Below are 18,043 nucleotides of genomic sequence, written 5' to 3'. Positions count from 1 at the left end.
TGCCGGGTTAAGACAAACTTTGCTACTATGGTTCCAGCAGAAATTGACCGGCGCTTTTTATCTGACAATTAAGGACAGTGCGAAACATGGACAGCCTCATTACCTTCGAAAAATTGACGGCGCAACACCTGCCATACCTGTATGAGATCCGCTTTTCCGTTGAAGAAAACCTGCTGCATCCGCATCAGGTCCAGTATCTGCAGCGCAAACAGGCGCTGGAGGACATCAACCAGGGCGGCGGTTGGATCTGCAAGTATGGCGACGACTATGCCGGCGTTGGCTTCGGGTTATTCATCCCTGAACCGCTGATCGGCGGCCTGTTCGTGAAGCCGGAATACCAGTCTAAGGGGATCGGCTCTGCCTTACTGGCACGGGTCACTCACTGGATGTTTGAGCACGGCGCCGAAGCGATCCACTTAACCACCGATCTCGGCTCCAAGGCCGAAGGCTTTTATCAACGTCACGGCTGGGTCGTGGTCGGGCAGGATGAATTTGGCCAGGCCGAATTGGTGAAACGCAAAGAGGGTGAATGATGAAAATCAAAGGATTGATGACGTTACTGCTGCTTTCGCTGTTTAGCGCGCCGCTGTATGCGGCCGTTGACTATTTTTATCTGAAACCGCTCGACGGCGAGAAGATCAAAATCACCCGGCAGATGCTGGAGGCGATGCCGCCGCACACGATTAAAACCTCGACCAATTTCACCCCGGAAGATACGTTTACCGGCGTTGAGTTTGCCGAGCTGGTGAAAGCCTATCATCTGAAAGGCCAGTCGGTGCGCGCTTTCGCCTGGGACGATTACTCCTACTCGATGCCGATTGACGAGATGATTAAATACCGCGTGATTGTCGCCTATCTGCGCGGCGGTAAGCCGATCGACGTGGGGGAGCTGGGGCCATTCGCCATTATTTATCCGCGCGATGGCTACGCTGAGCTGAATAACCTGGATGTGAATGCGAAAACCGTCTGGCAAGTTAAACGGTTGGAGATGAAATAAGATGAGCAAAAAACTGATCGGTACTCTTATCGCGTTGGTTGCCATCTTCTCTTTATTGATTTTGTTGATTGCTATTAACTTCGGTGGCGTAAAAGAGCGCTATAAGCAGATCGAGCCCAATCTGGACAACTACTCGGTGGCCGAGATCCTCTTTCTGGCGTTTGAAAGGACCAAAACCGCGCTGCTGCTCAGTGAAAATAACGACTACGACGCTTTCCTGATCAAGAAGAAAATCTTTTACTCGAAGATTCAGATCCTGGAGAGCCGTTCGACCTTCAGCGACTCTTTTTATTACGACGACGAGTTCATCAAGAATGTTACGCTGCTGAAGCAGCAGTACCGCACGTTGGACGATCTCTCCGCCGGCTTGCTGGTGGGGCAGAAAAACAAGGCGGATATTCTCTCTTATATGGATGATATCGAGGGCACGCTGGTCGATATCCAGGAAATTATTTATCGGATACAGATTAAAAACTTTACCGAAGTGAAAGGCATCATCCAGGACAACTCGAGTAAAGCCGAGATGTTTGCCCTCTTTTCGCTGATGTTGGTGTTCCTGATGATGTTCCTGGTGCTGAGAAATGCCTTCTCGTTAAAAGAGATCATCAAGAATAAGAACATCTTTATCTCTTCCATCTACCACGAGATCGCCGGCTCGACTCAGGCCATCGTCATTGCTGCGGATATCATGGAGCACGAGCTAGCGCAGGAAGAGTTGAAAAAAGAAGCTCGCCTGATCTCCTATCACGGCAATAAGATCACCGAACAAACGCGCGAGGTGATGGATTATTCGCGGCTAGAGATGGGGGGGGTGAAAGTGAATATATCCACCTTCCGTCTGAATGAGGTGGTGGACGATGCCATGACCAGTATCAGCGCCGGGCGTGGTAATCGCATCGTGGTGCGTCGTTCATCCTATGTTGGTTTGATTTGCTCCGACAAATATAAGCTCTACCGAATATTGGCCAATCTGCTCAGCAACGCGGACAAATTTACTCACCACGGTGCGATTATCCTCAATGTGAAGGTGTGCCACGGCAATCTGTATTTATGGGTAAAAGACACCGGCATCGGGTTTAACGTCGATAATCTGGAACGATTATATAAGGCGTTCAATCAGGGGGTGGAAAGGGAAACGCGACAGGGATTGGGGCTGGGGCTGACCATTATCAAAAATTACGTCACGACGATGAAAGGCGCCATCAAGGTCAAATCCGTCGAAGGGGTTGGCTCGTCGTTTTTGATCCGCATCCCGGTCAAACTAATTAAAGAATAAGTTCGACAGCAGCAGCGAAGAGATAATCAGCGGTTTGGTCGGTTTTTCCACCAGATGCACGTCATAGTGCAGGATCATATCGCCGATGTTTTTCTCGTAGTGATTCAGCTGGCCGGTCAAAATGATGATGCGGGCATGCGGATCGAGGGCATCTTTAATTTTCTTCACGACGCGTTCGGAAGTCTCACCGAAGTCCAACAGCCAGTCCAAAATAAACGCCTCAAAAGACTGGTGCTCCAGCGCGGCCAGCATGGCGTCCGCCGTCTGAAAGGTCTCGGTCTCGATGCCGTAGCGGCAGGCGATCTTCTTCAACAATTCGAGAATATCACTGTCATTGTCCAGGATCGCGATACGCGGAGCCGGCAGAAAGTCTATCTTGTTGACTTTGTACAGCGGGGCATCGGCGGCATGTTCCCGGTTGGTGTTGATGATGAAAAGATCGTCTTTTTTGTAGGCGTAGGTTTCGTCGCTGTCTGCTTGCGTGGCCGGGCGCTCGTCGACCTCAATGTTGCAGCGCTTGTGAATGCTGTTCATGATAAAGACACCGTTATGCGTCCTTTGGCCGGCAAACGGTTCGTTGAAATACTGAAAAACCTTTTTGATTTCATCGAGGGTGATGCCCCTTTTGCCATCCAGTTTTTGTTTGGCGCTGTTGTACTGAAGGTTCAGTATGTTGGCCATCGTGGAGGCATGTTTTCTGTCGCCAACTCCTTTCAGAGTGAGCAACGCGCTGATTGCATCGATATAATTTGGCGTTTTCTTCATGACAACCTTGGCTTTTTTGATGTTGACCGCGAGCGCTGAAAAACCTGCGCGAGAACCCGTGCTGGATTATAGATGATGCTCCGGTGGTTGCGGTGATATCAGTTTGATTTCCTTTGGCAAACTCAAAACATACTCGATACTAAATAAAAAAACACTCAAAAGACATTCACATTTAATCGTTTATGTGGTTAATTAGCGCACATACTGTGTGATTCGCGTCCTGGGGGGGTGCCTGTCTCACAAAATAAACCGCCTGCTCTTGTCCGTAAGCAGGGAGCAGGCGGCAAAAAAGATCTGCGGTCAACACCAGGGCTATTGGCTGCACCGGGGATGACCATTCGAACCTCTCTTCGTCGCGGTATCTTCTTTTTTCCTCGTTCCTCACTGTGCTGCCGCAATAGCGCCCTATGAATATCACTCCTAAGTGAATACCGAACGCAGATATCGTATCTTTCTGACAGCCCATTAACCGACAAGACAACCTATCCGTACGCCCTTACAGGCCGCGATACGGCATATGCGCGTTGCCGCGGACGAGGGCCGGAGTCGCGCAAGAGGATCTCCGGCGCGATCCGGGATGGGATAAGGCGGGGCCATCGAGAGGGTGACGGCCCCGGCCGACGCCGGGTTTGGCGGTCGGCAAGGCCACTATAGTCGGCGCGTTTGCCGGCGCCAGCGCTGCCGTTCGGCATTGCGCGGCCGCTCCAGCGTTTTCTTCACACGGCGGCAAACGTTGCTGTTTATTGCGCGCCGCGTCCCAGATAACCGTCCCAGTCTTTCCACACCGGCTGCAGCCCGGCGTGGCTGATGGCCTCGGCGACCTGCTGCGGCGTGCGGCCGTCGTGCGGTTCGAACTGTTCCAGCTCCGGCGGTACGTCATCGGCATAGCCGCCGGGCTGCGTCTTGGATCCGGCGCTGACGCTGTTGATCGCCACCGGGATCATATGATCGCGGAAGTAAGGCGACTCCCGGGTAGACAGCGACAGCTCAACGTCTGGCGCGAACAGCCGGAAGGCGCAGATCAGCTGCACCAGTTGAGGCTCGCTCATGATCGACGCCGGTTCAATGCCACCGGCGCAGGGGCGCAGACGCGGGAACGAGATCGAGTAGCGGCTCTGCCAGTAGGTTTGCTGCAGGTAGAACAGATGTTCCGCCAGCAGGTAGCAGTCGGTGCGCCAACTGTTGGACAGACCGATCAATGCGCCGAGGCCGATCTTGTCGATCCCGGCGCGCCCCAGGCGATCCGGCGTGGCCAGGCGCCAATGGAAATCCTGCTTCTGGCCGCGCAGGTGGTGCTGCAGATAGGTGGCCGGATGGTAGGTTTCCTGGTACACCAGCACGCCGTCTAGGCCCAGCGTTTTCAGTTCGGCGTATTCCTCCTGCGCCAGCGGCTGCACTTCCATCATCAGCGAGCTGAAGTGCCGGCGGATCGCCGGGATGTGCTGGCGGAAATAGTCCATGCCAACCTTGGTCTGATGTTCGCCGGTGACCAGCAACAGATGTTCGAACCCCAGCGCCTTGATGGCTTCGCACTCGCGTGCGATCTCCGCCGCATCCAGCGTTTTGCGCTTGATGCGGTTGCTCATCGAAAAGCCGCAGTAGGTGCAGTCGTTGGCGCACAGGTTAGAGAGATACAGCGGCACATAGAAGCCGACGACGTTGCCGAACCGCTGGCGGGTCAGCTGCTGCGCGCGTTGCGCCAACGGTTCCAGATACGGCGCGGCCGCGGGGGAGATCAGCGCCATAAAGTCGTCGCGCGTCAGCTTGTCGGCGTTCAACGCGTGCTCCACGTCGCGCGTAGTTTTGCCGTTGATGCGCAGCGTAATGTCGTCCCAGTCCAGCTGTTGCCAGCGGCTACTGAAATCGTCGGCCATCATTGCGCCTCCTCTGGCTGGCTGAGAAAAGCGGTCAGCGGGCTGGACGCGACCGCGCCGCGCTGGCTGGAGCCTAATCCGGCGCTGCGTGCCGGCTCGCCGGCCTCCAGCGCCAGGCGAAACGCCCGCGCCATCTGCACCGGATCGCGCGCCACGGCAATGGCGGTATTCACCAGCACCGCGTCGGCACCCAGCTCCATCGCCGCCAGCGCGTGGCTTGGCGCGCCGATGCCGGCGTCTACCACCACCGGCACCTTGGCTTGCTCGATGATGATTTCGAGGAAGTCACGGGTGCGCAGACCGCGGTTGGAGCCAATAGGCGCACCGAGCGGCATCACCGCCGCACAGCCCACCTCTTCCAGCCGTTTGCACAGCACCGGATCGGCGCCGCAGTAGGGCAGCACCACAAAACCGTCTTTCACCAGCGTTTCCGCCGCTTTCAGCGTTTCTATCGGATCAGGCAGCAGGTATTTCACATCGGGATGGATCTCCAGCTTCACCCAGTGGGTGCCGAGCGCTTCACGCGCCAGCCGGGCGGCGAACACCGCCTCGGCGGCGGTTTTGGCGCCGGAGGTGTTGGGCAACAGCCTGACGCCCAACTGCTGCAGCGGCGCCAAAATGGCGTCGTTGCCGCCGCGCAGATCGACGCGCTTCATGGCCATGGTCACCAGCTGTGAGCCGGAGGCCGCCAGTGCCTCCAGCATCAACGCCGGGGTGGCGAACTTGCCGGTGCCGGTGAACAGGCGCGAGGTAAAAGTGGTATCGGCGATTTTCAGCATGTCAGCCTCCGGCGATCGCTTGAAACAGCAAAATGTCGTCACCGTCATGCACCTGATGGTCGGCCCAGTCGGCGCGTGGGATGATGGTTTGGTTGATCGCCAGCGCGGTGCCCGGCTGGTGGCGTTCCAACTGGGTCAGCAGGGCGGCGACGCTGAGCGGCTGCGCCAGCTCAAGCGGTTGGTCGTTCAGCCGGATTTTCATGCTGCGCCTCCGCATACCGGGCAGGCGCGGGCCTGGCTCAGTTGCAGCGTGCTCCAGCTCTGCTGCTTACCGTCGAACAGCCGCAGTTTCCCGCTGAGGGAGGAAGGCATGCCGGCCAGCATCTTGATGGCCTCCAGCGCTTGCAGGGTGCCGATTACGCCGACCACCGGGCCGAGTACCCCGGCAGTACGGCAGTTGCGCTGCGGTTCTTCCTGCTCCGGATACAGGCAGGCGTAGCAGCCGTGCGCATAGGGCGGCTCGAGCACCAGCAGCTGGCCGCTGAAACCGACCGCGCTGCCGCTGATCAGCGGCTTGGCGGCGGCGATGCAGGCGGCATTGACCTCATGACGGGTCGCCATATTGTCGCAGCAGTCCAGCACCAGATCGGCGCGGGCGACCGCGTCGCGCAGCGCTTGCCCCTGTAGCCGTTGCGCCAGCGGGATGGATTCCACCAACGGGTTCAGCGCCTGCAGGTGGCGTTGCGCCAGCGCCGCCTTACCGGTGGCGGTATCGGCGCTGCGGTAGAGGATTTGCCGCTGCAGGTTGGTAACGTGCAGCTGGTCGTCGTCGGCCAGCAGCAGCGTGCCGACGCCGGCGGCGGCCAGGTACAACGAAGCCGGGGAACCGAGCCCGCCCAAACCGACGATCAACACCGTGGCGCGCTTGAGTTTCTCCTGGCCTTCCGGGCCGACGTCCTCCAGCAGCAGCTGGCGGCTGTAGCGCAGGAATTCCTGATCGTTAAGCATCGCTCGACCCCTCGGCTTCGATCAGCCGCAGCAGCTCGGCCGTCGCCGCGCGCCAATCCGGCGCCTGGGTGATGGCGCTGACCACCGCCACGCTGCCGACGCCGCACGCCAGCACTGCCGGTACGCGATCGATACTGATCCCGCCGATCGCCACCGTCGGGTAATCCGCCAGGCCGGCGATGTGGCGTTTCAACTCCGTCAGCCCCTGCGGCGCCGAAGGCATGTCTTTGGTTTGGGTGGGGAAGATGTGCCCCAGCGCGATGTAGGACGGTTTCACCGCCAGCGCGCGCGCCAGTTCGGCGTCGTCATGGGTGGACACGCCGAGCCGCAACCCGGCGCGGTGAATGGCAGCCAGATCGGTGGTATCGAGATCTTCCTGGCCCAGATGCACGCCGTAGGCGCCATGCTTGATCGCCAGCCGCCAGTAGTCGTTGATGAACAGGCGCGCCTGATAACGCTGGCCCAGCGCGATGGCGGCGGCGATATCCTCTTCGACCTGCTCGTCAGGCAAATCCTTGATGCGCAGCTGGATCGTGGTAACGCCGGCCTCCAGCAGGCGAGCGAGCCATTCCACGCTGTCGACGACCGGGTAGAGTCCCAGCTTGTGGGGCGTTGCCGGGAAGGGGGTCGTGATATCAGTCATTGTTTGTCTCCTCTTGCAGGGTGCCGGCGCTGTGATACAGCTCGCTGCCGCGGGCACGGAATTCGGCGGACATTTTCTCCATGCCGGTCAGCTGCACTTCGATCGGCTTGGCGGTCTCCTGGGCGGCGGCGTAGTCGCGCACCTCCTGCGAAATCTTCATCGAGCAGAATTTCGGCCCGCACATTGAGCAGAAGTGGGCGACCTTGCCGGATTCCTGCGGCAGGGTTTCGTCGTGATAGGCGCGCGCGGTGGCCGGATCGAGCGCCAGATTGAACTGATCTTCCCAGCGAAATTCGAAACGCGCCTTGGACATGGCGTTATCGCGGATCTGCGCGCCCGGATGGCCCTTGGCCAGATCGGCGGCGTGGGCGGCGATCTTGTAGGTGATCAGGCCCTGTTTGACGTCTTCTTTGTTCGGCAGACCGAGGTGCTCTTTCGGCGTGACGTAACACAGCATGGCACAGCCGAACCAGCCGATCATCGCCGCGCCGATGCCGGAGGTGAAATGGTCATAGCCCGGGGCGATATCGGTGGTCAGCGGGCCGAGGGTGTAGAACGGCGCTTCGTGGCAGTGTTCCAGCTCTTCGGTCATATTGCGGCGGATCATCTGCATCGGCACATGGCCCGGGCCTTCGATCATCACCTGCACGTCGTATTCCCAGGCGATTTTGGTCAGCTCGCCCAGCGTATGCAGCTCGGCGAACTGGGCTTCGTCGTTGGCGTCCTGAATCGAGCCGGGGCGCAGGCCGTCGCCGAGCGACAGCGAAACGTCGTAGGCGGCGCAGATCTCGCAGATTTCACGGAAGTGCTGATAGAGGAAGTTTTCCTGATGGTGCGACAGGCACCATTTGGCCATGATCGAGCCGCCGCGCGACACGATGCCGGTCAGGCGTTTGGCGGTCATCGGCACATAGCGCAGCAGCACGCCGGCGTGGATGGTGAAGTAATCGACCCCTTGTTCCGCCTGTTCCAGCAGCGTATCGCGGAACATCGCCCAGGTGAGGTTTTCCGCCACGCCGTTGACCTTCTCCAGCGCCTGGTAGATAGGCACGGTGCCGATGGGCACCGGGCTGTTGCGCAGGATCCACTCGCGGGTTTCGTGAATATAGCGGCCGGTGGAGAGATCCATCACGGTGTCTGCGCCCCAGCGGGTGGCCCACACCAGCTTCTCCACCTCTTCTTCGATCGACGACGTGACCGCCGAGTTGCCGATATTGGCGTTCACCTTCACCAGGAAATTGCGGCCGATGATCATCGGCTCCGCCTCCGGGTGATTGATGTTGGCAGGAATGATGGCGCGGCCGGCGGCCACTTCCTGGCGCACGAACTCCGGCGTGATGTTGTCCGGCAGGTTGGCGCCCCAGCCCTGGCCCGGATGCTGGTGGCGCAGCACCTCGCCGCGAATGCGTTCGCGCCCCATGTTTTCACGGATGGCGATAAACTCCATCTCCGGGGTGACGATGCCGGCGCGGGCATAGTGCAGCTGGGTCACGCACTTGCCCGGCAGCGCTTTGCGCGGCAGCGGCAGATGTTCGAAGCGCAGGTGATCCAGCCCCTCGTCCGCCAGACGCTGTTGGGTGAAGCCGGAACTGGCGCCGCTCAGGGTCGCAGTATCGCCGCGCGCGTCGATCCAGCCGGCGCGCAGCTTGGCCAGGCCGGCGTGCACATCGAGCTCGGCCTGCGGATCGCCGTAGGGGCCCGCGGTGTCATATACCGGGATCGCCTCGTTCTGTTCATACTGCGGGCTATCTTTGCTGCCGCCGACCAGGGTCGGACTGAGCTCAATTTCGCGCATCGGCACCTGGATATCGCGGCGCGAGCCCTGCAGGTAGATGCGGCGTGAGTTTGGGAAAGCCATGCCTTGCAGCGTGTCGATAAACTGCTGGGCGGCTTCGCGTTGCGCTTTACGGGCGCGCGGGGGATTAATGTTAGACATAGCAAGTTCCTACCAGTGTGTTGGGTTGGGAAAGTTGCTTGTCTGGAGCTCGGAGGGAGTAATGATGGTGGCCGATAAGGCAGGGCGCCCGCAAGGGGGAGGCCGTGCCTGTGGCGATAGATTACTCTTGTTCCCTTCGCGGGTATTAACCCGATCAGGTTCCGCGGATCCCGAATTAACGGTCTCAGCCTGGCTGATTCGATGAACAAATCAGGCGCTAGGCACTCCGACAAGATGCCCCCAGTATAGGAGGGATAAGAAAAAAAACTATAAAATTTTAACGCGCCGGATCCAGCGTCTGGTCCGGCAGCGGTTGCTGCGCGGCTTCTGCTTCCAACTGGATCAGCTTATCTTCCAGCGCAAAGCGCGCCGCCAGCGTTTCGCCGATATCCGACAAGGCCTGGTGGAATTCCAGACAAACCTCCTGATCGATATCCACTTCGGTATAGCGATCGTGGAACGCCATGATCTGTTCAGTATTGGCCCACAGCTTGGGATAGATGTTCACCGCCAGCGACATTTTCGGACTGGCTGCGCCTTCCACTTGTTTGATAATTCTGTCATAGATATGAAAATGCCCTGCGGAGAGATAATCCACCAGGTTGTGGCAAAAGTTCTCCAGCGCTTTTTCATTCAGCGGCGTATGCTTTTCTTTATTCGGTTTGAGGCCTACCAGCGTGCAGTAGGCGACCAGCAACTGTTTGCGGGCCTGAAGCCATTGATCAACTAATTCATTACTACCGCCAACGCGCTGAGTCAGCCTTTCCAAACGGTTGAGCATGTTTGACTCCGTGTAAGTAACAAAAGTAACCGGTAAGTTATTAAAATGTAACAAAGCCGATTTGTAGAGTGCCAGTGAAGCTGAGGTTGTGCAACAACGATATGGAACTTGCATTAACGGGCAATGAAAACGGCTGGTGGATTGTCAGCCATGAAAGCAAACTTTGGTTACCGAACGGTGAATTGCCGTCGGGGACGGCCGCCGCCCTCGGGCTGCAGGGCCACATGGCGCGCACCATCGGTGAATGGGAGGGCGCGCCGGTTTGGCTGGTGCGCCAGGCGATGCCGCGGGAGATGGGATCGGTGCGTCAACTGTTGGATCAGGATCGCGGTCTGTTCCAGCTTGCCGGGCGCGGCGTTCAGTTGGCGGATTTCTACCGCTCTCATCGCTATTGCGGCTACTGCGGCCATGAGATGCACCTCAGCCGCTCCGAAAGCGCCTGCCTGTGCGGCCACTGCAAAGAGCGGTACTACCCGCAGATTGCGCCCTGCGTGATCGTCGCCATTCGGCGCGACGATCAGATCCTGCTGGCGCAACACGTGCGCCATCGCGGCGGCATCCACACGGTGCTGGCCGGCTTCGTCGAGGTGGGCGAAACGCTGGAACAGGCGGTAGCGCGCGAAGTGATGGAAGAGAGCAATATCGAAATCAAGAACCTGCGCTACGTCACTTCACAACCCTGGCCGTTCCCACACTCGCTGATGATGGCCTTTATGGCCGATTACCATCAGGGCGACCTTCGTCACGATCCCAAGGAGCTGCTCAACGCCGGCTGGTATCGCTACGACCAACTGCCACTGTTGCCGCCGCCCGGCACCGTGGCGCGCCGGTTGATTGAGGACACCGTGGCGCTGTGCCGGGCAGAATAATGTACAATGGCCGGCAGATTATTAAGGGAGCCCCATAAATGACTGAGTTGAAGAACGATCGCTACCTGCGCGCGCTGTTGCGCCAGCCGGTGGATGTGACCCCCGTATGGATGATGCGCCAGGCCGGTCGTTATTTACCGGAGTACAAGGCGACCCGCGCCCAGGCCGGTGATTTCATGTCGCTGTGCAAGAACGCGGAGCTGGCCTGTGAGGTTACGCTGCAGCCGCTGCGCCGCTATGCGCTGGACGCCGCCATTCTGTTCTCCGACATTCTCACCATTCCCGACGCCATGGGGCTTGGCCTGTACTTTGAAGCCGGCGAAGGCCCGCGTTTCAGCTCACCCATCACCTGCCGTGCTGACGTCGACAAACTGCCGGTGTTCGATCCAGAAGTGGAGTTGGGCTATGTGATGAACGCGGTGCGTACCATCCGCCGCGAGCTGAAGGGCGAAGTGCCGCTGATCGGCTTCTCCGGCAGCCCATGGACATTGGCTACCTATATGGTTGAGGGCGGCAGCAGCAAGGCCTTCACCAAGCTGAAGAAGATGATGTATGCCGAACCGGCCACGCTGCACCTGTTGCTGGACAAGCTGGCGGACAGCGTGATCCTGTACCTCAACGCCCAGATCAAGGCCGGCGCGCAGTCGGTGATGGTGTTCGACACCTGGGGCGGCGTGTTGACCGGGCGCGATTACCGCGAGTTCTCGTTGCACTACATGCACAAGATCGTCGATGGCCTGCTGCGTGAGAATGACGGCCGCCGCGTGCCGGTGACGCTGTTTACCAAAGGCGGCGGGCAGTGGCTGGAGGCGATGGCTGCCACCGGCTGCGATGCGCTGGGGCTGGATTGGACCACCGACATCGCCGACGCGCGTCGGCGCGTGGGCGATAAAGTGGCGCTGCAGGGCAACATGGATCCGTCGATGCTTTATGCTTCCCCGGCGCGCATCGCGGAAGAAGTGGAGACCATTCTGGCCGGTTTCGGCCACGGCAACGGCCATGTGTTCAACTTGGGCCACGGCATCCATCAGGATGTGCCGCCTGAGCACGCCGGCGCCTTCGTCGAGGCGGTGCACGCGCAGTCGGCGAAATACCACCGTTAAGGATTTGATGTGACCGATATGCAGGCCCTGCGCGCCGAACAGCTGCGGCGCGCGGCTGAAGTCATTCGCTACGACGATCTGCCGGCCGACCCGCCGGCCTTCATCGCCGGTGCCGACGTGGGCTTCGAGCAGGAGGGGGCGGTGACGCGCGCCGCCATCGCCATCCTGCGCTATCCGTCGCTGGAGCTGGTGGAGTATCAGGTGGCGCGTATCGCCACCGTCATGCCTTATATCCCGGGTTTCCTGTCGTTTCGCGAATACCCGGCGCTGTTGGCCGCCTGGGCTCAGCTGCGGCAAAAGCCGGGGTTGATCTTCGTCGATGGACATGGCATTTCGCATCCGCGGCGTCTCGGCGTCGCCAGCCATTTCGGCCTGCTGGTCGATGTACCGACCATCGGCGTGGCCAAGAAGCGCCTGTGCGGCAAATTTGCGCCGCTGGACGCCGCCGTCGGCGCGCTGGCACTGTTGGAAGATAAGGGTGAACAGCTGGGCTGGGTATGGCGCAGCAAGGCGCGCTGCAACCCGCTGTTCATCTCTACCGGTCACCGCGTGGGCGCCGACAGCGCGCTGGCGTGGGTGCAGCGCTGTATGGCGGGCTACCGTTTGCCGGAGCCGACCCGTTGGGCTGATGCCATCGCATCGCGGCGCCCGGCGTTTCAGCGTTGGTTGCAGCAGCATCCGGAGGTGTCGCCATGAGCGATTTCGGGTACACTGCGCCGCAGATAACGCGTAAGAGAGTAAAGCATGCTACGTAACCCGATTCATTTACGTCTGGAACGGCACGAGGCTTGGCAACATTTGACCTTTATGGCCAGTTTGTGCGAGCGTATGTACCCGAATTACCAGATGTTCTGCAAACAGACCGAGTTCGGCGATCCGGCGGTTTATCGCCGCATTCTGGATTTGGTGTGGGAAACGCTGGTGGTGAAGGACGCCAAGGTCAACTTCGACAGCCAGCTCGAGAAGTTGGAAGAGGCGATTCCGTCGGCGGAAGATTACGATCTTTACGGCGTTTACCCGGCAATTGATGCCTGTATCGCATTAGGGGAACTGATCCATTCGCGGCTCGGCGGGGAGACGCTGGAGCACGCCATCGCCATCAGCGAAACATCGATTCGCACCGTGGCGATGTTGGAAATGACTCAAGCCGGTAAGGAAATGACCGACGAAGAGTTGGGCAGTTTGCCTGCGGTAGAGGAAGAATGGGACATTCAATGGGAAATTTTCCGCCTGTTGGACGCCTGTGAAGAGCGCGATATAGACCTGATCAAGGGGCTGCGATCCGACCTGCGAGAGGCCGGTGTCAGCAACATCGGGATAAATTTAGCGCAATAAGGCAGCAAAACGTGATTTAACGCCTGATTTGTCATGCCTTAAGGCTTCACATCCGCACCCTGTCTGGTCTACATTTGGGGGGCGTAAAAAAAGTGGCTATCGGTGCGTGTATGCAGGAGAGTGCTGTCAATCGGCATATCCGTCGCACTCGATGCTTTGCAAACGATAAACACACTGTAAGGATAACTTATGAACAAGACTCAACTGATTGATGTAATCGCGGACAAGGCTGACCTTTCCAAAGCACAAGCTAAACTGGCTCTGGAATCCACCCTGGCTGCTATTACTGAGTCTCTGAAAGAAGGTGATGCAGTACAATTGGTTGGCTTCGGTACTTTCAAAGTAAACCATCGTAGCGAGCGCACTGGCCGCAACCCACAGACTGGCAAAGAAATCAAAATCGCAGCAGCCAACGTGCCTGCGTTCGTTTCTGGCAAAGCACTGAAAGACGCTGTTAAATAAGACCGCGCCTCGGTGAAAAGATTAAACAGAGGGGCGATGGCGCCCCTTTTGTTTACTCGTCGGGTGCTCATGGCCGCCGGCATCGCCCTCGGTCTGAGCGCCTGCAGTTTCCATTCCGATATTCCCAGCTTTACCGCCAGCGGCTTTGTGGCCGATCAGGGCGTGATACGCCTGTGGCGTAAAGACGATGAGCAACATCGTCCGCAGGTGCTGGTCAGTGTCTATAGTCCCTACCGGGGGCCGGGCACCATCACTACGTTGTACACCTATCAGGGCGACGTGCTGCGCCAAATCAAACGCAACGATGCCGACGGCGATCGAGACTCCATTCAACTGCGCTTTGCCGACGACGGCACGGTGAGCTTTATGCAGCGCCAGCTGGCGACACGCCGCGAACCGCTGACCAGCGATGAGATAGCACTGTACCAATATCAGGCGCGACGTATCCTCGAGGTCAGCAATGCGCTGCGCGCCGGCAAGGTGAAATTGCTGCAGGGGCGTTGGATGCAGGGCGAGGTGCAAACCTGCGACGGCCAGCGCTTAAAACCTGGGTTGGATGCCACCGCCATCGGCTGGATCGAAAAACGCGCCCGCAGCAGCAGCCGGCCGGTGAGTGTCGCCTGGTTGGAAGCGCCGGAAGGCAGTGAACTGCTGCTGGTGGCGAACGACGACTTCTGCAGCTGGGAACCGAAAGAAGACCAGCTATAAAAAAGGCCCCGCGCTGCGGAGCCTCTTGCCATGACCTTATAAGGTCAAATCACTTGCCGCGCGCAATCGCGCGATAACCGATATCTTTGCGGCAGAAGCTGCCCGGCCACTGGATGCCTTCCGCCAGCTGATAAGCGCGTTGCTGCGCCTGCGCCACGGTGTCGCCCAGCGCCGTCACGCACAGCACGCGGCCGCCGCTGGTGACGACGTCATCGCCCTGCAGGCGCGTACCGGCGTGGAAGACCTTACCGTCGGCGCTTTCCTGCTGCGGTAACCCCTGGATCACCTCGCCGTTGCGATAATCACCCGGATAACCGCCGGCCGCCAGCACCACGCCGAGCGCAGGGCGTTCGTCCCAGTCAGAACTTTTCTCGTTCAGGCGGCTTTCGGCACCCGCCAGGCACAGCTCCACCAGATCGGAGCGCAGGCGCAGCATGATCGGCTGAGTTTCCGGATCGCCAAAACGGCAGTTGAATTCGATCACCTTCGGCTGGCCGTCGGCGGAGATCATCAGGCCGGCATACAGGAAGCCGACGTAGGTATTGCCTTCCGCCGCCATGCCGCGCACCGTCGGCCAGATCACCTGGTCCATGGCGCGCTGGTGGATTTCGTCGGTCACAACTGGCGCCGGAGAGTAGGCGCCCATACCGCCGGTGTTCGGGCCGGTGTCGCCGTCGCCGACGCGTTTGTGGTCCTGGCTGGTGGCCATCGGCACCACGTTCTCGCCATCGACCATCACGATGAAGCTGGCTTCTTCGCCGTCGAGGAACTCTTCCACTACGATGCGATGACCGGCGTCGCCGAAGGCGTTGCCGGCCAGCATGTCACGCACGGCTTCTTCCGCCTCCTGCAGCGTCATCGCGACGATCACGCCTTTACCGGCGGCCAGGCCATCGGCTTTGATGACGATCGGTGCGCCTTTGCGGCGCACATAGGCGAGTGCCGGCTCCACCTCGGTAAAGTTTTCATATTCGGCGGTCGGGATGCGGTGGCGCGCCAGGAAATCCTTGGTGAAGGCTTTAGAGCCTTCGAGCTGCGCGGCGGCCTGCGACGGGCCGAAGATTTTCAGACCGGCGGCCTGGAAGGCGTCGACTACGCCGATCACCAGCGGCGCTTCCGGCCCGACGATGGTCAGACCGATGTCATGGCTCTGGGCGAACGCGACCAGGGCAGGGATATCTGTGGCGGCGATCGCCACGTTCTCCAGATTGGCTTCCAGCGCGGTGCCGGCGTTGCCCGGCGCAACGTAGACTTTGTCCGCCAGCGGAGACTGGGCGGCTTTCCAGGCCAGCGCGTGCTCGCGCCCGCCGTTGCCGATAATCAAAATGTTCATCAGGGGCTCCACGAATGGCGTGCGCCGGAGCGCACGCGGCAAAAGGAATTAATGGCGGAAGTGACGCATGTCGGTGAAGATCATTGCGATGCCGTGTTCATTGGCGGCGGCGATCACTTCGTCGTCGCGGATTGAGCCGCCAGGCTGGATCACGCAGGTGATGCCGACCGCCGCGGCGGCATCGATGCCGTCACGGAATGGGAAGAAGGCGTCGGAGGCCATGGCGGATCCTTTCACTTCCAGCCCTTCGTCGCTCGCTTTGATGCCGGCGATCTTGGCGGAATAAACGCGGCTCATCTGGCCGGCGCCTATGCCGATGGTCATATTGTCACGTGCATAAACGATGGCGTTGGATTTCACGAACTTGGCCACTTTCCAGCAGAACAGCGCGTCACGCAGTTCCTGCTCGGTCGGCTGGCGCTCGGATACCACGCGCAGATCGGCGGCGGTCACCATGCCGAGATCGCGATCCTGCACCAGCAGCCCGCCGTTGACGCGCTTGAAGTCCAGCCCCGCCACGCGTTGCTGCCACTGGCCGCAGGCCAGCACGCGCACGTTCTGTTTGGCGGCCAGCAGGGAGCGCGCTTCCTGGGTGACGTTTGGCGCGATGATCACTTCCACGAACTGGCGGCTGATGATCGCCTGCGCGGTGGCGGCGTCCAGCTCGCGGTTAAAGGCGATGATGCCGCCGAAGGCGGAAGTCGGGTCGGTTTGGTAAGCGCGCTCGTAGGCGGCCAGGATGTCGTCGCCGATCGCCACGCCGCAAGGGTTGGCGTGCTTGACGATCACGCAGGCCGGTTCGGCGAACTCTTTCACGCATTCCAGCGCGGCGTCGGTATCGGCGATGTTGTTATAGGACAGCGCTTTGCCCTGCAGCTGCTCGGCGGTCGCGACGGACGCCTCCTTTACCTCTTCTTCTATATAGAAGGCGGCCTGCTGGTGGCTGTTCTCACCATAACGCATATCCTGCTTCTTGATGTAGTTGAGGTTTAGGGTTCGCGGGAAGCGGCCGGACGGCTGTTCGGTCTCGCCGTGGTACGCCGGCACCAGCGCGCCGAAGTAGTTGGCGATCATGCTGTCGTAGGCGGCGGTGTGTTCGAAGGCTTTGATGGCGAGATCGAAGCGGGTGGCATAGCGCAGCGAGCCGTCGTTGTTGTCCATCTCGGTAATGATGGCGGTGTAGTCGCTGCTCTTCACGACGATGGCGACGTCTTTATGGTTCTTGGCGGCGGAGCGCACCATGGTCGGGCCGCCGATATCGATATTTTCGACCGCGTCTTCCAGCGAGCAATCTGGGCGCGCCACGGTTTGGGCGAACGGGTACAGATTGACGACCACCATGTCGATAGGTTGGATGTCATGCTGATTCATGACCGCGTCGTCCTGGCCGCGGCGGCCGAGGATACCGCCGTGAACTTTCGGGTGCAGGGTCTTAACTCGTCCGTCCATCATCTCCGGGAAGCCGGTGTAGTCGGAAACTTCGGTAACGGGCAGACCGGCGTCTGCCAGCAGGCGGGCGGTGCCGCCGGTGGAGAGCAGTTCAACGCCGCGCTGGGAAAGCGCTTCGGCGAATTCAACGATACCGGCTTTGTCAGACACGCTGAGCAGGGCCCGGCGGATTGGACGAGGTTGTTGCATGGTTTTATCCCTTGGCTTTGAGTCGCAATTAAAGAGCGTTACGTGAATGTCCACCTCGTTCTCTCTATAAGGAAGGGTTTTTTGCCTTATAAAGGGAGGGTCAGGCACATATTCAGGTAGCGCCCCCATAAAAAGGGGGATCGTTTCGTCGCGGGGAATTGTAGCGAAAACGTTTGCGTGGCGCTCGTAAATTTTCCGTGCAAATCGCATCTGTGGATAACACTGTGCGCAAGTGGGTATAAGGCGGGGTTTTGCTGTGGAATGCAGCGAACGATCGTTTTTGCTGAAAATACCTGTTGCGGCCTGCGAGGAACTCCCTATAATGCGCCTCCATCGACACGGAACATGTGAACAACTTCACAGAGTATCCGGGGGTCGCAGAGAAAAAATCCTGAAAATTAGGGTTGACTCTGAAAGAGGAAAGCGTAATATACGCCACCTCGAGTTAGCAAGCGAAAGCGCCTAACTCACTGCTCTTTAACAATTTATCAGACAATCTGTGTGGGCACTCCACAAGACGATATCCAGCATCTTCGGATGCAAAAAAAATATCAAGTCTTGAAGAGTGACTAACTGAAGTAAAATTCATGCAGTAA

Annotated in this window: 19 protein-coding genes and 1 riboswitch; of the genes, 9 read left to right on the top strand and 10 right to left on the bottom strand. The window is 59.2% G+C overall.

Going from position 1 to position 18,043, the window contains the following annotated elements; genetic code table 11:
- Positions 1 to 86: 86 nt before the first annotated feature.
- The 3 genes from BVU99_RS08235 to BVU99_RS08225 are packed head-to-tail and all read left to right on the top strand — an operon-like array spanning position 87 to position 2,273.
- Positions 87 to 533: a GNAT family N-acetyltransferase gene (locus tag BVU99_RS08235; protein ID WP_025304940.1), complete on the top strand. Its 447-nt coding sequence runs from the start codon at positions 87 to 89 to the stop codon at positions 531 to 533.
- Positions 533 to 997, top strand: coding sequence for an oxidoreductase (locus tag BVU99_RS08230; protein ID WP_043143693.1), 465 nt, complete (start codon positions 533 to 535; stop codon positions 995 to 997). The genes BVU99_RS08235 and BVU99_RS08230 overlap by 1 nt, the downstream gene beginning before the upstream one ends.
- Position 998: 1 nt before the next feature.
- Complete coding sequence (locus tag BVU99_RS08225) at positions 999 to 2,273, top strand: HAMP domain-containing sensor histidine kinase (RefSeq protein ID WP_099817646.1); 1,275 nt, start codon at positions 999 to 1,001, stop codon at positions 2,271 to 2,273.
- Here BVU99_RS08225 and BVU99_RS08220 read toward each other — a convergent pair.
- From BVU99_RS08220 to BVU99_RS08185, 8 genes are all read right to left on the bottom strand, one after another.
- Positions 2,259 to 2,954 carry a response regulator gene (locus BVU99_RS08220; protein ID WP_049206075.1) on the bottom strand — a complete coding sequence of 232 codons (696 nt, stop codon included), beginning with the start codon at positions 2,952 to 2,954 and terminating at the stop codon, positions 2,259 to 2,261. The two genes, BVU99_RS08225 and BVU99_RS08220, sit on opposite strands and share 15 nt — an antisense overlap.
- Before the next feature lie 824 nt (positions 2,955 to 3,778).
- On the bottom strand, positions 3,779 to 4,912 hold the full coding sequence (gene thiH / locus BVU99_RS08215; RefSeq protein ID WP_025304944.1) for a 2-iminoacetate synthase ThiH: 1,134 nt from the start codon (positions 4,910 to 4,912) through the stop codon (positions 3,779 to 3,781).
- On the bottom strand, positions 4,912 to 5,691 hold the full coding sequence (locus BVU99_RS08210) for a thiazole synthase (RefSeq protein ID WP_099817645.1): 780 nt from the start codon (positions 5,689 to 5,691) through the stop codon (positions 4,912 to 4,914). The genes thiH and BVU99_RS08210 overlap by 1 nt, the downstream gene beginning before the upstream one ends.
- Before the next feature lies 1 nt (position 5,692).
- Positions 5,693 to 5,893, bottom strand: coding sequence for a sulfur carrier protein ThiS (thiS, locus tag BVU99_RS08205; RefSeq protein ID WP_060448523.1), 201 nt, complete (start codon positions 5,891 to 5,893; stop codon positions 5,693 to 5,695).
- Positions 5,890 to 6,639: a HesA/MoeB/ThiF family protein gene (locus BVU99_RS08200; RefSeq protein WP_004929883.1), complete on the bottom strand. Its 750-nt coding sequence runs from the start codon at positions 6,637 to 6,639 to the stop codon at positions 5,890 to 5,892. The genes thiS and BVU99_RS08200 overlap by 4 nt, the downstream gene beginning before the upstream one ends.
- Positions 6,632 to 7,282, bottom strand: a complete 651-nt coding sequence (thiE, locus tag BVU99_RS08195; protein WP_099817644.1) for a thiamine phosphate synthase — start codon at positions 7,280 to 7,282, stop codon at positions 6,632 to 6,634. Before thiE ends, BVU99_RS08200 begins: the two co-directional genes overlap by 8 nt.
- On the bottom strand, positions 7,275 to 9,218 hold the full coding sequence (gene thiC, locus BVU99_RS08190) for a phosphomethylpyrimidine synthase ThiC (RefSeq protein WP_099817643.1): 1,944 nt from the start codon (positions 9,216 to 9,218) through the stop codon (positions 7,275 to 7,277). Before thiC ends, thiE begins: the two co-directional genes overlap by 8 nt.
- A 114-nt stretch (positions 9,219 to 9,332) precedes the next feature.
- Positions 9,333 to 9,457, bottom strand: a riboswitch (TPP riboswitch).
- Between the two features lie 38 nt (positions 9,458 to 9,495).
- Complete coding sequence (locus BVU99_RS08185; RefSeq protein ID WP_016929420.1) at positions 9,496 to 9,999, bottom strand: Rsd/AlgQ family anti-sigma factor; 504 nt, start codon at positions 9,997 to 9,999, stop codon at positions 9,496 to 9,498.
- A 101-nt stretch (positions 10,000 to 10,100) separates the two neighbouring features.
- Here BVU99_RS08185 and nudC point away from each other — a divergent pair, with 101 nt between their 5' ends.
- The 6 genes from nudC (at position 10,101) to BVU99_RS08155 (ending at position 14,476) form a co-directional block, all read left to right on the top strand.
- The gene (gene nudC / locus BVU99_RS08180; RefSeq protein ID WP_025304948.1) at positions 10,101 to 10,868 is read left to right on the top strand and encodes an NAD(+) diphosphatase; all 768 of its coding nucleotides are present in this window, start codon (positions 10,101 to 10,103) and stop codon (positions 10,866 to 10,868) included.
- Positions 10,869 to 10,906: 38 nt separating this feature from the next.
- Entirely contained in the window at positions 10,907 to 11,971 is a 1,065-nt protein-coding gene (gene hemE, locus BVU99_RS08175; protein ID WP_025304949.1) for a uroporphyrinogen decarboxylase, read from the top strand.
- 9 nt (positions 11,972 to 11,980) lie between these two features.
- Complete coding sequence (gene nfi, locus BVU99_RS08170) at positions 11,981 to 12,667, top strand: deoxyribonuclease V (RefSeq protein WP_025304950.1); 687 nt, start codon at positions 11,981 to 11,983, stop codon at positions 12,665 to 12,667.
- A gap of 48 nt (positions 12,668 to 12,715) precedes the next feature.
- Positions 12,716 to 13,306 (top strand): YjaG family protein, encoded by a 591-nt coding sequence (locus BVU99_RS08165; protein WP_025304951.1) that lies wholly within the window; start codon positions 12,716 to 12,718, stop codon positions 13,304 to 13,306.
- Positions 13,307 to 13,495: 189 nt separating this feature from the next.
- Positions 13,496 to 13,768, top strand: a complete 273-nt coding sequence (gene hupA / locus BVU99_RS08160; protein ID WP_004929874.1) for a nucleoid-associated protein HU-alpha — start codon at positions 13,496 to 13,498, stop codon at positions 13,766 to 13,768.
- A 36-nt stretch (positions 13,769 to 13,804) separates the two neighbouring features.
- Positions 13,805 to 14,476 carry a DUF1481 domain-containing protein gene (locus tag BVU99_RS08155; protein WP_080271274.1) on the top strand — a complete coding sequence of 224 codons (672 nt, stop codon included), beginning with the start codon at positions 13,805 to 13,807 and terminating at the stop codon, positions 14,474 to 14,476.
- A gap of 49 nt (positions 14,477 to 14,525) precedes the next feature.
- On the opposite strand, the gene purD is transcribed toward BVU99_RS08155, so the two are convergent.
- Positions 14,526 to 15,809, bottom strand: coding sequence for a phosphoribosylamine--glycine ligase (gene purD / locus BVU99_RS08150; protein WP_099817642.1), 1,284 nt, complete (start codon positions 15,807 to 15,809; stop codon positions 14,526 to 14,528).
- 48 nt (positions 15,810 to 15,857) lie between these two features.
- Complete coding sequence (gene purH / locus BVU99_RS08145; protein WP_025304953.1) at positions 15,858 to 17,447, bottom strand: bifunctional phosphoribosylaminoimidazolecarboxamide formyltransferase/IMP cyclohydrolase; 1,590 nt, start codon at positions 17,445 to 17,447, stop codon at positions 15,858 to 15,860.
- Positions 17,448 to 18,043 lie beyond the last annotated feature (596 nt).

It is taken from the genome of Serratia sp. OLAL2, from assembly GCF_002752475.1.
GTDB lineage: Bacteria > Pseudomonadota > Gammaproteobacteria > Enterobacterales > Enterobacteriaceae > Serratia > Serratia bockelmannii.
Note: the sequence above shows the minus strand (reverse complement) of the source record. Positions and strands in the feature narration are given on the sequence as shown.

Excerpts from the sequence above, each read along its gene's own strand:
- BVU99_RS08235 (WP_025304940.1), top strand. The coding sequence starts at position 87 with ATGGACAGCCTCATTACCTTCGAAAAATTGACGGCGCAACACCTGCCA.
- BVU99_RS08230 (WP_043143693.1), top strand. The coding sequence starts at position 533 with ATGAAAATCAAAGGATTGATGACGTTACTGCTGCTTTCGCTGTTTAGC.
- BVU99_RS08225 (WP_099817646.1), top strand. The coding sequence starts at position 999 with ATGAGCAAAAAACTGATCGGTACTCTTATCGCGTTGGTTGCCATCTTC.
- BVU99_RS08220 (WP_049206075.1), bottom strand. The coding sequence starts at position 2,954 with ATGGCCAACATACTGAACCTTCAGTACAACAGCGCCAAACAAAAACTG.
- thiH (WP_025304944.1), bottom strand. The coding sequence starts at position 4,912 with ATGGCCGACGATTTCAGTAGCCGCTGGCAACAGCTGGACTGGGACGAC.
- BVU99_RS08210 (WP_099817645.1), bottom strand. The coding sequence starts at position 5,691 with ATGCTGAAAATCGCCGATACCACTTTTACCTCGCGCCTGTTCACCGGC.
- thiS (WP_060448523.1), bottom strand. The coding sequence starts at position 5,893 with ATGAAAATCCGGCTGAACGACCAACCGCTTGAGCTGGCGCAGCCGCTC.
- BVU99_RS08200 (WP_004929883.1), bottom strand. The coding sequence starts at position 6,639 with ATGCTTAACGATCAGGAATTCCTGCGCTACAGCCGCCAGCTGCTGCTG.
- thiE (WP_099817644.1), bottom strand. The coding sequence starts at position 7,282 with ATGACTGATATCACGACCCCCTTCCCGGCAACGCCCCACAAGCTGGGA.
- thiC (WP_099817643.1), bottom strand. The coding sequence starts at position 9,218 with ATGTCTAACATTAATCCCCCGCGCGCCCGTAAAGCGCAACGCGAAGCC.
- BVU99_RS08185 (WP_016929420.1), bottom strand. The coding sequence starts at position 9,999 with ATGCTCAACCGTTTGGAAAGGCTGACTCAGCGCGTTGGCGGTAGTAAT.
- nudC (WP_025304948.1), top strand. The coding sequence starts at position 10,101 with ATGGAACTTGCATTAACGGGCAATGAAAACGGCTGGTGGATTGTCAGC.
- hemE (WP_025304949.1), top strand. The coding sequence starts at position 10,907 with ATGACTGAGTTGAAGAACGATCGCTACCTGCGCGCGCTGTTGCGCCAG.
- BVU99_RS08165 (WP_025304951.1), top strand. The coding sequence starts at position 12,716 with ATGCTACGTAACCCGATTCATTTACGTCTGGAACGGCACGAGGCTTGG.
- hupA (WP_004929874.1), top strand. The coding sequence starts at position 13,496 with ATGAACAAGACTCAACTGATTGATGTAATCGCGGACAAGGCTGACCTT.
- BVU99_RS08155 (WP_080271274.1), top strand. The coding sequence starts at position 13,805 with ATGGCGCCCCTTTTGTTTACTCGTCGGGTGCTCATGGCCGCCGGCATC.
- purD (WP_099817642.1), bottom strand. The coding sequence starts at position 15,809 with ATGAACATTTTGATTATCGGCAACGGCGGGCGCGAGCACGCGCTGGCC.
- purH (WP_025304953.1), bottom strand. The coding sequence starts at position 17,447 with ATGCAACAACCTCGTCCAATCCGCCGGGCCCTGCTCAGCGTGTCTGAC.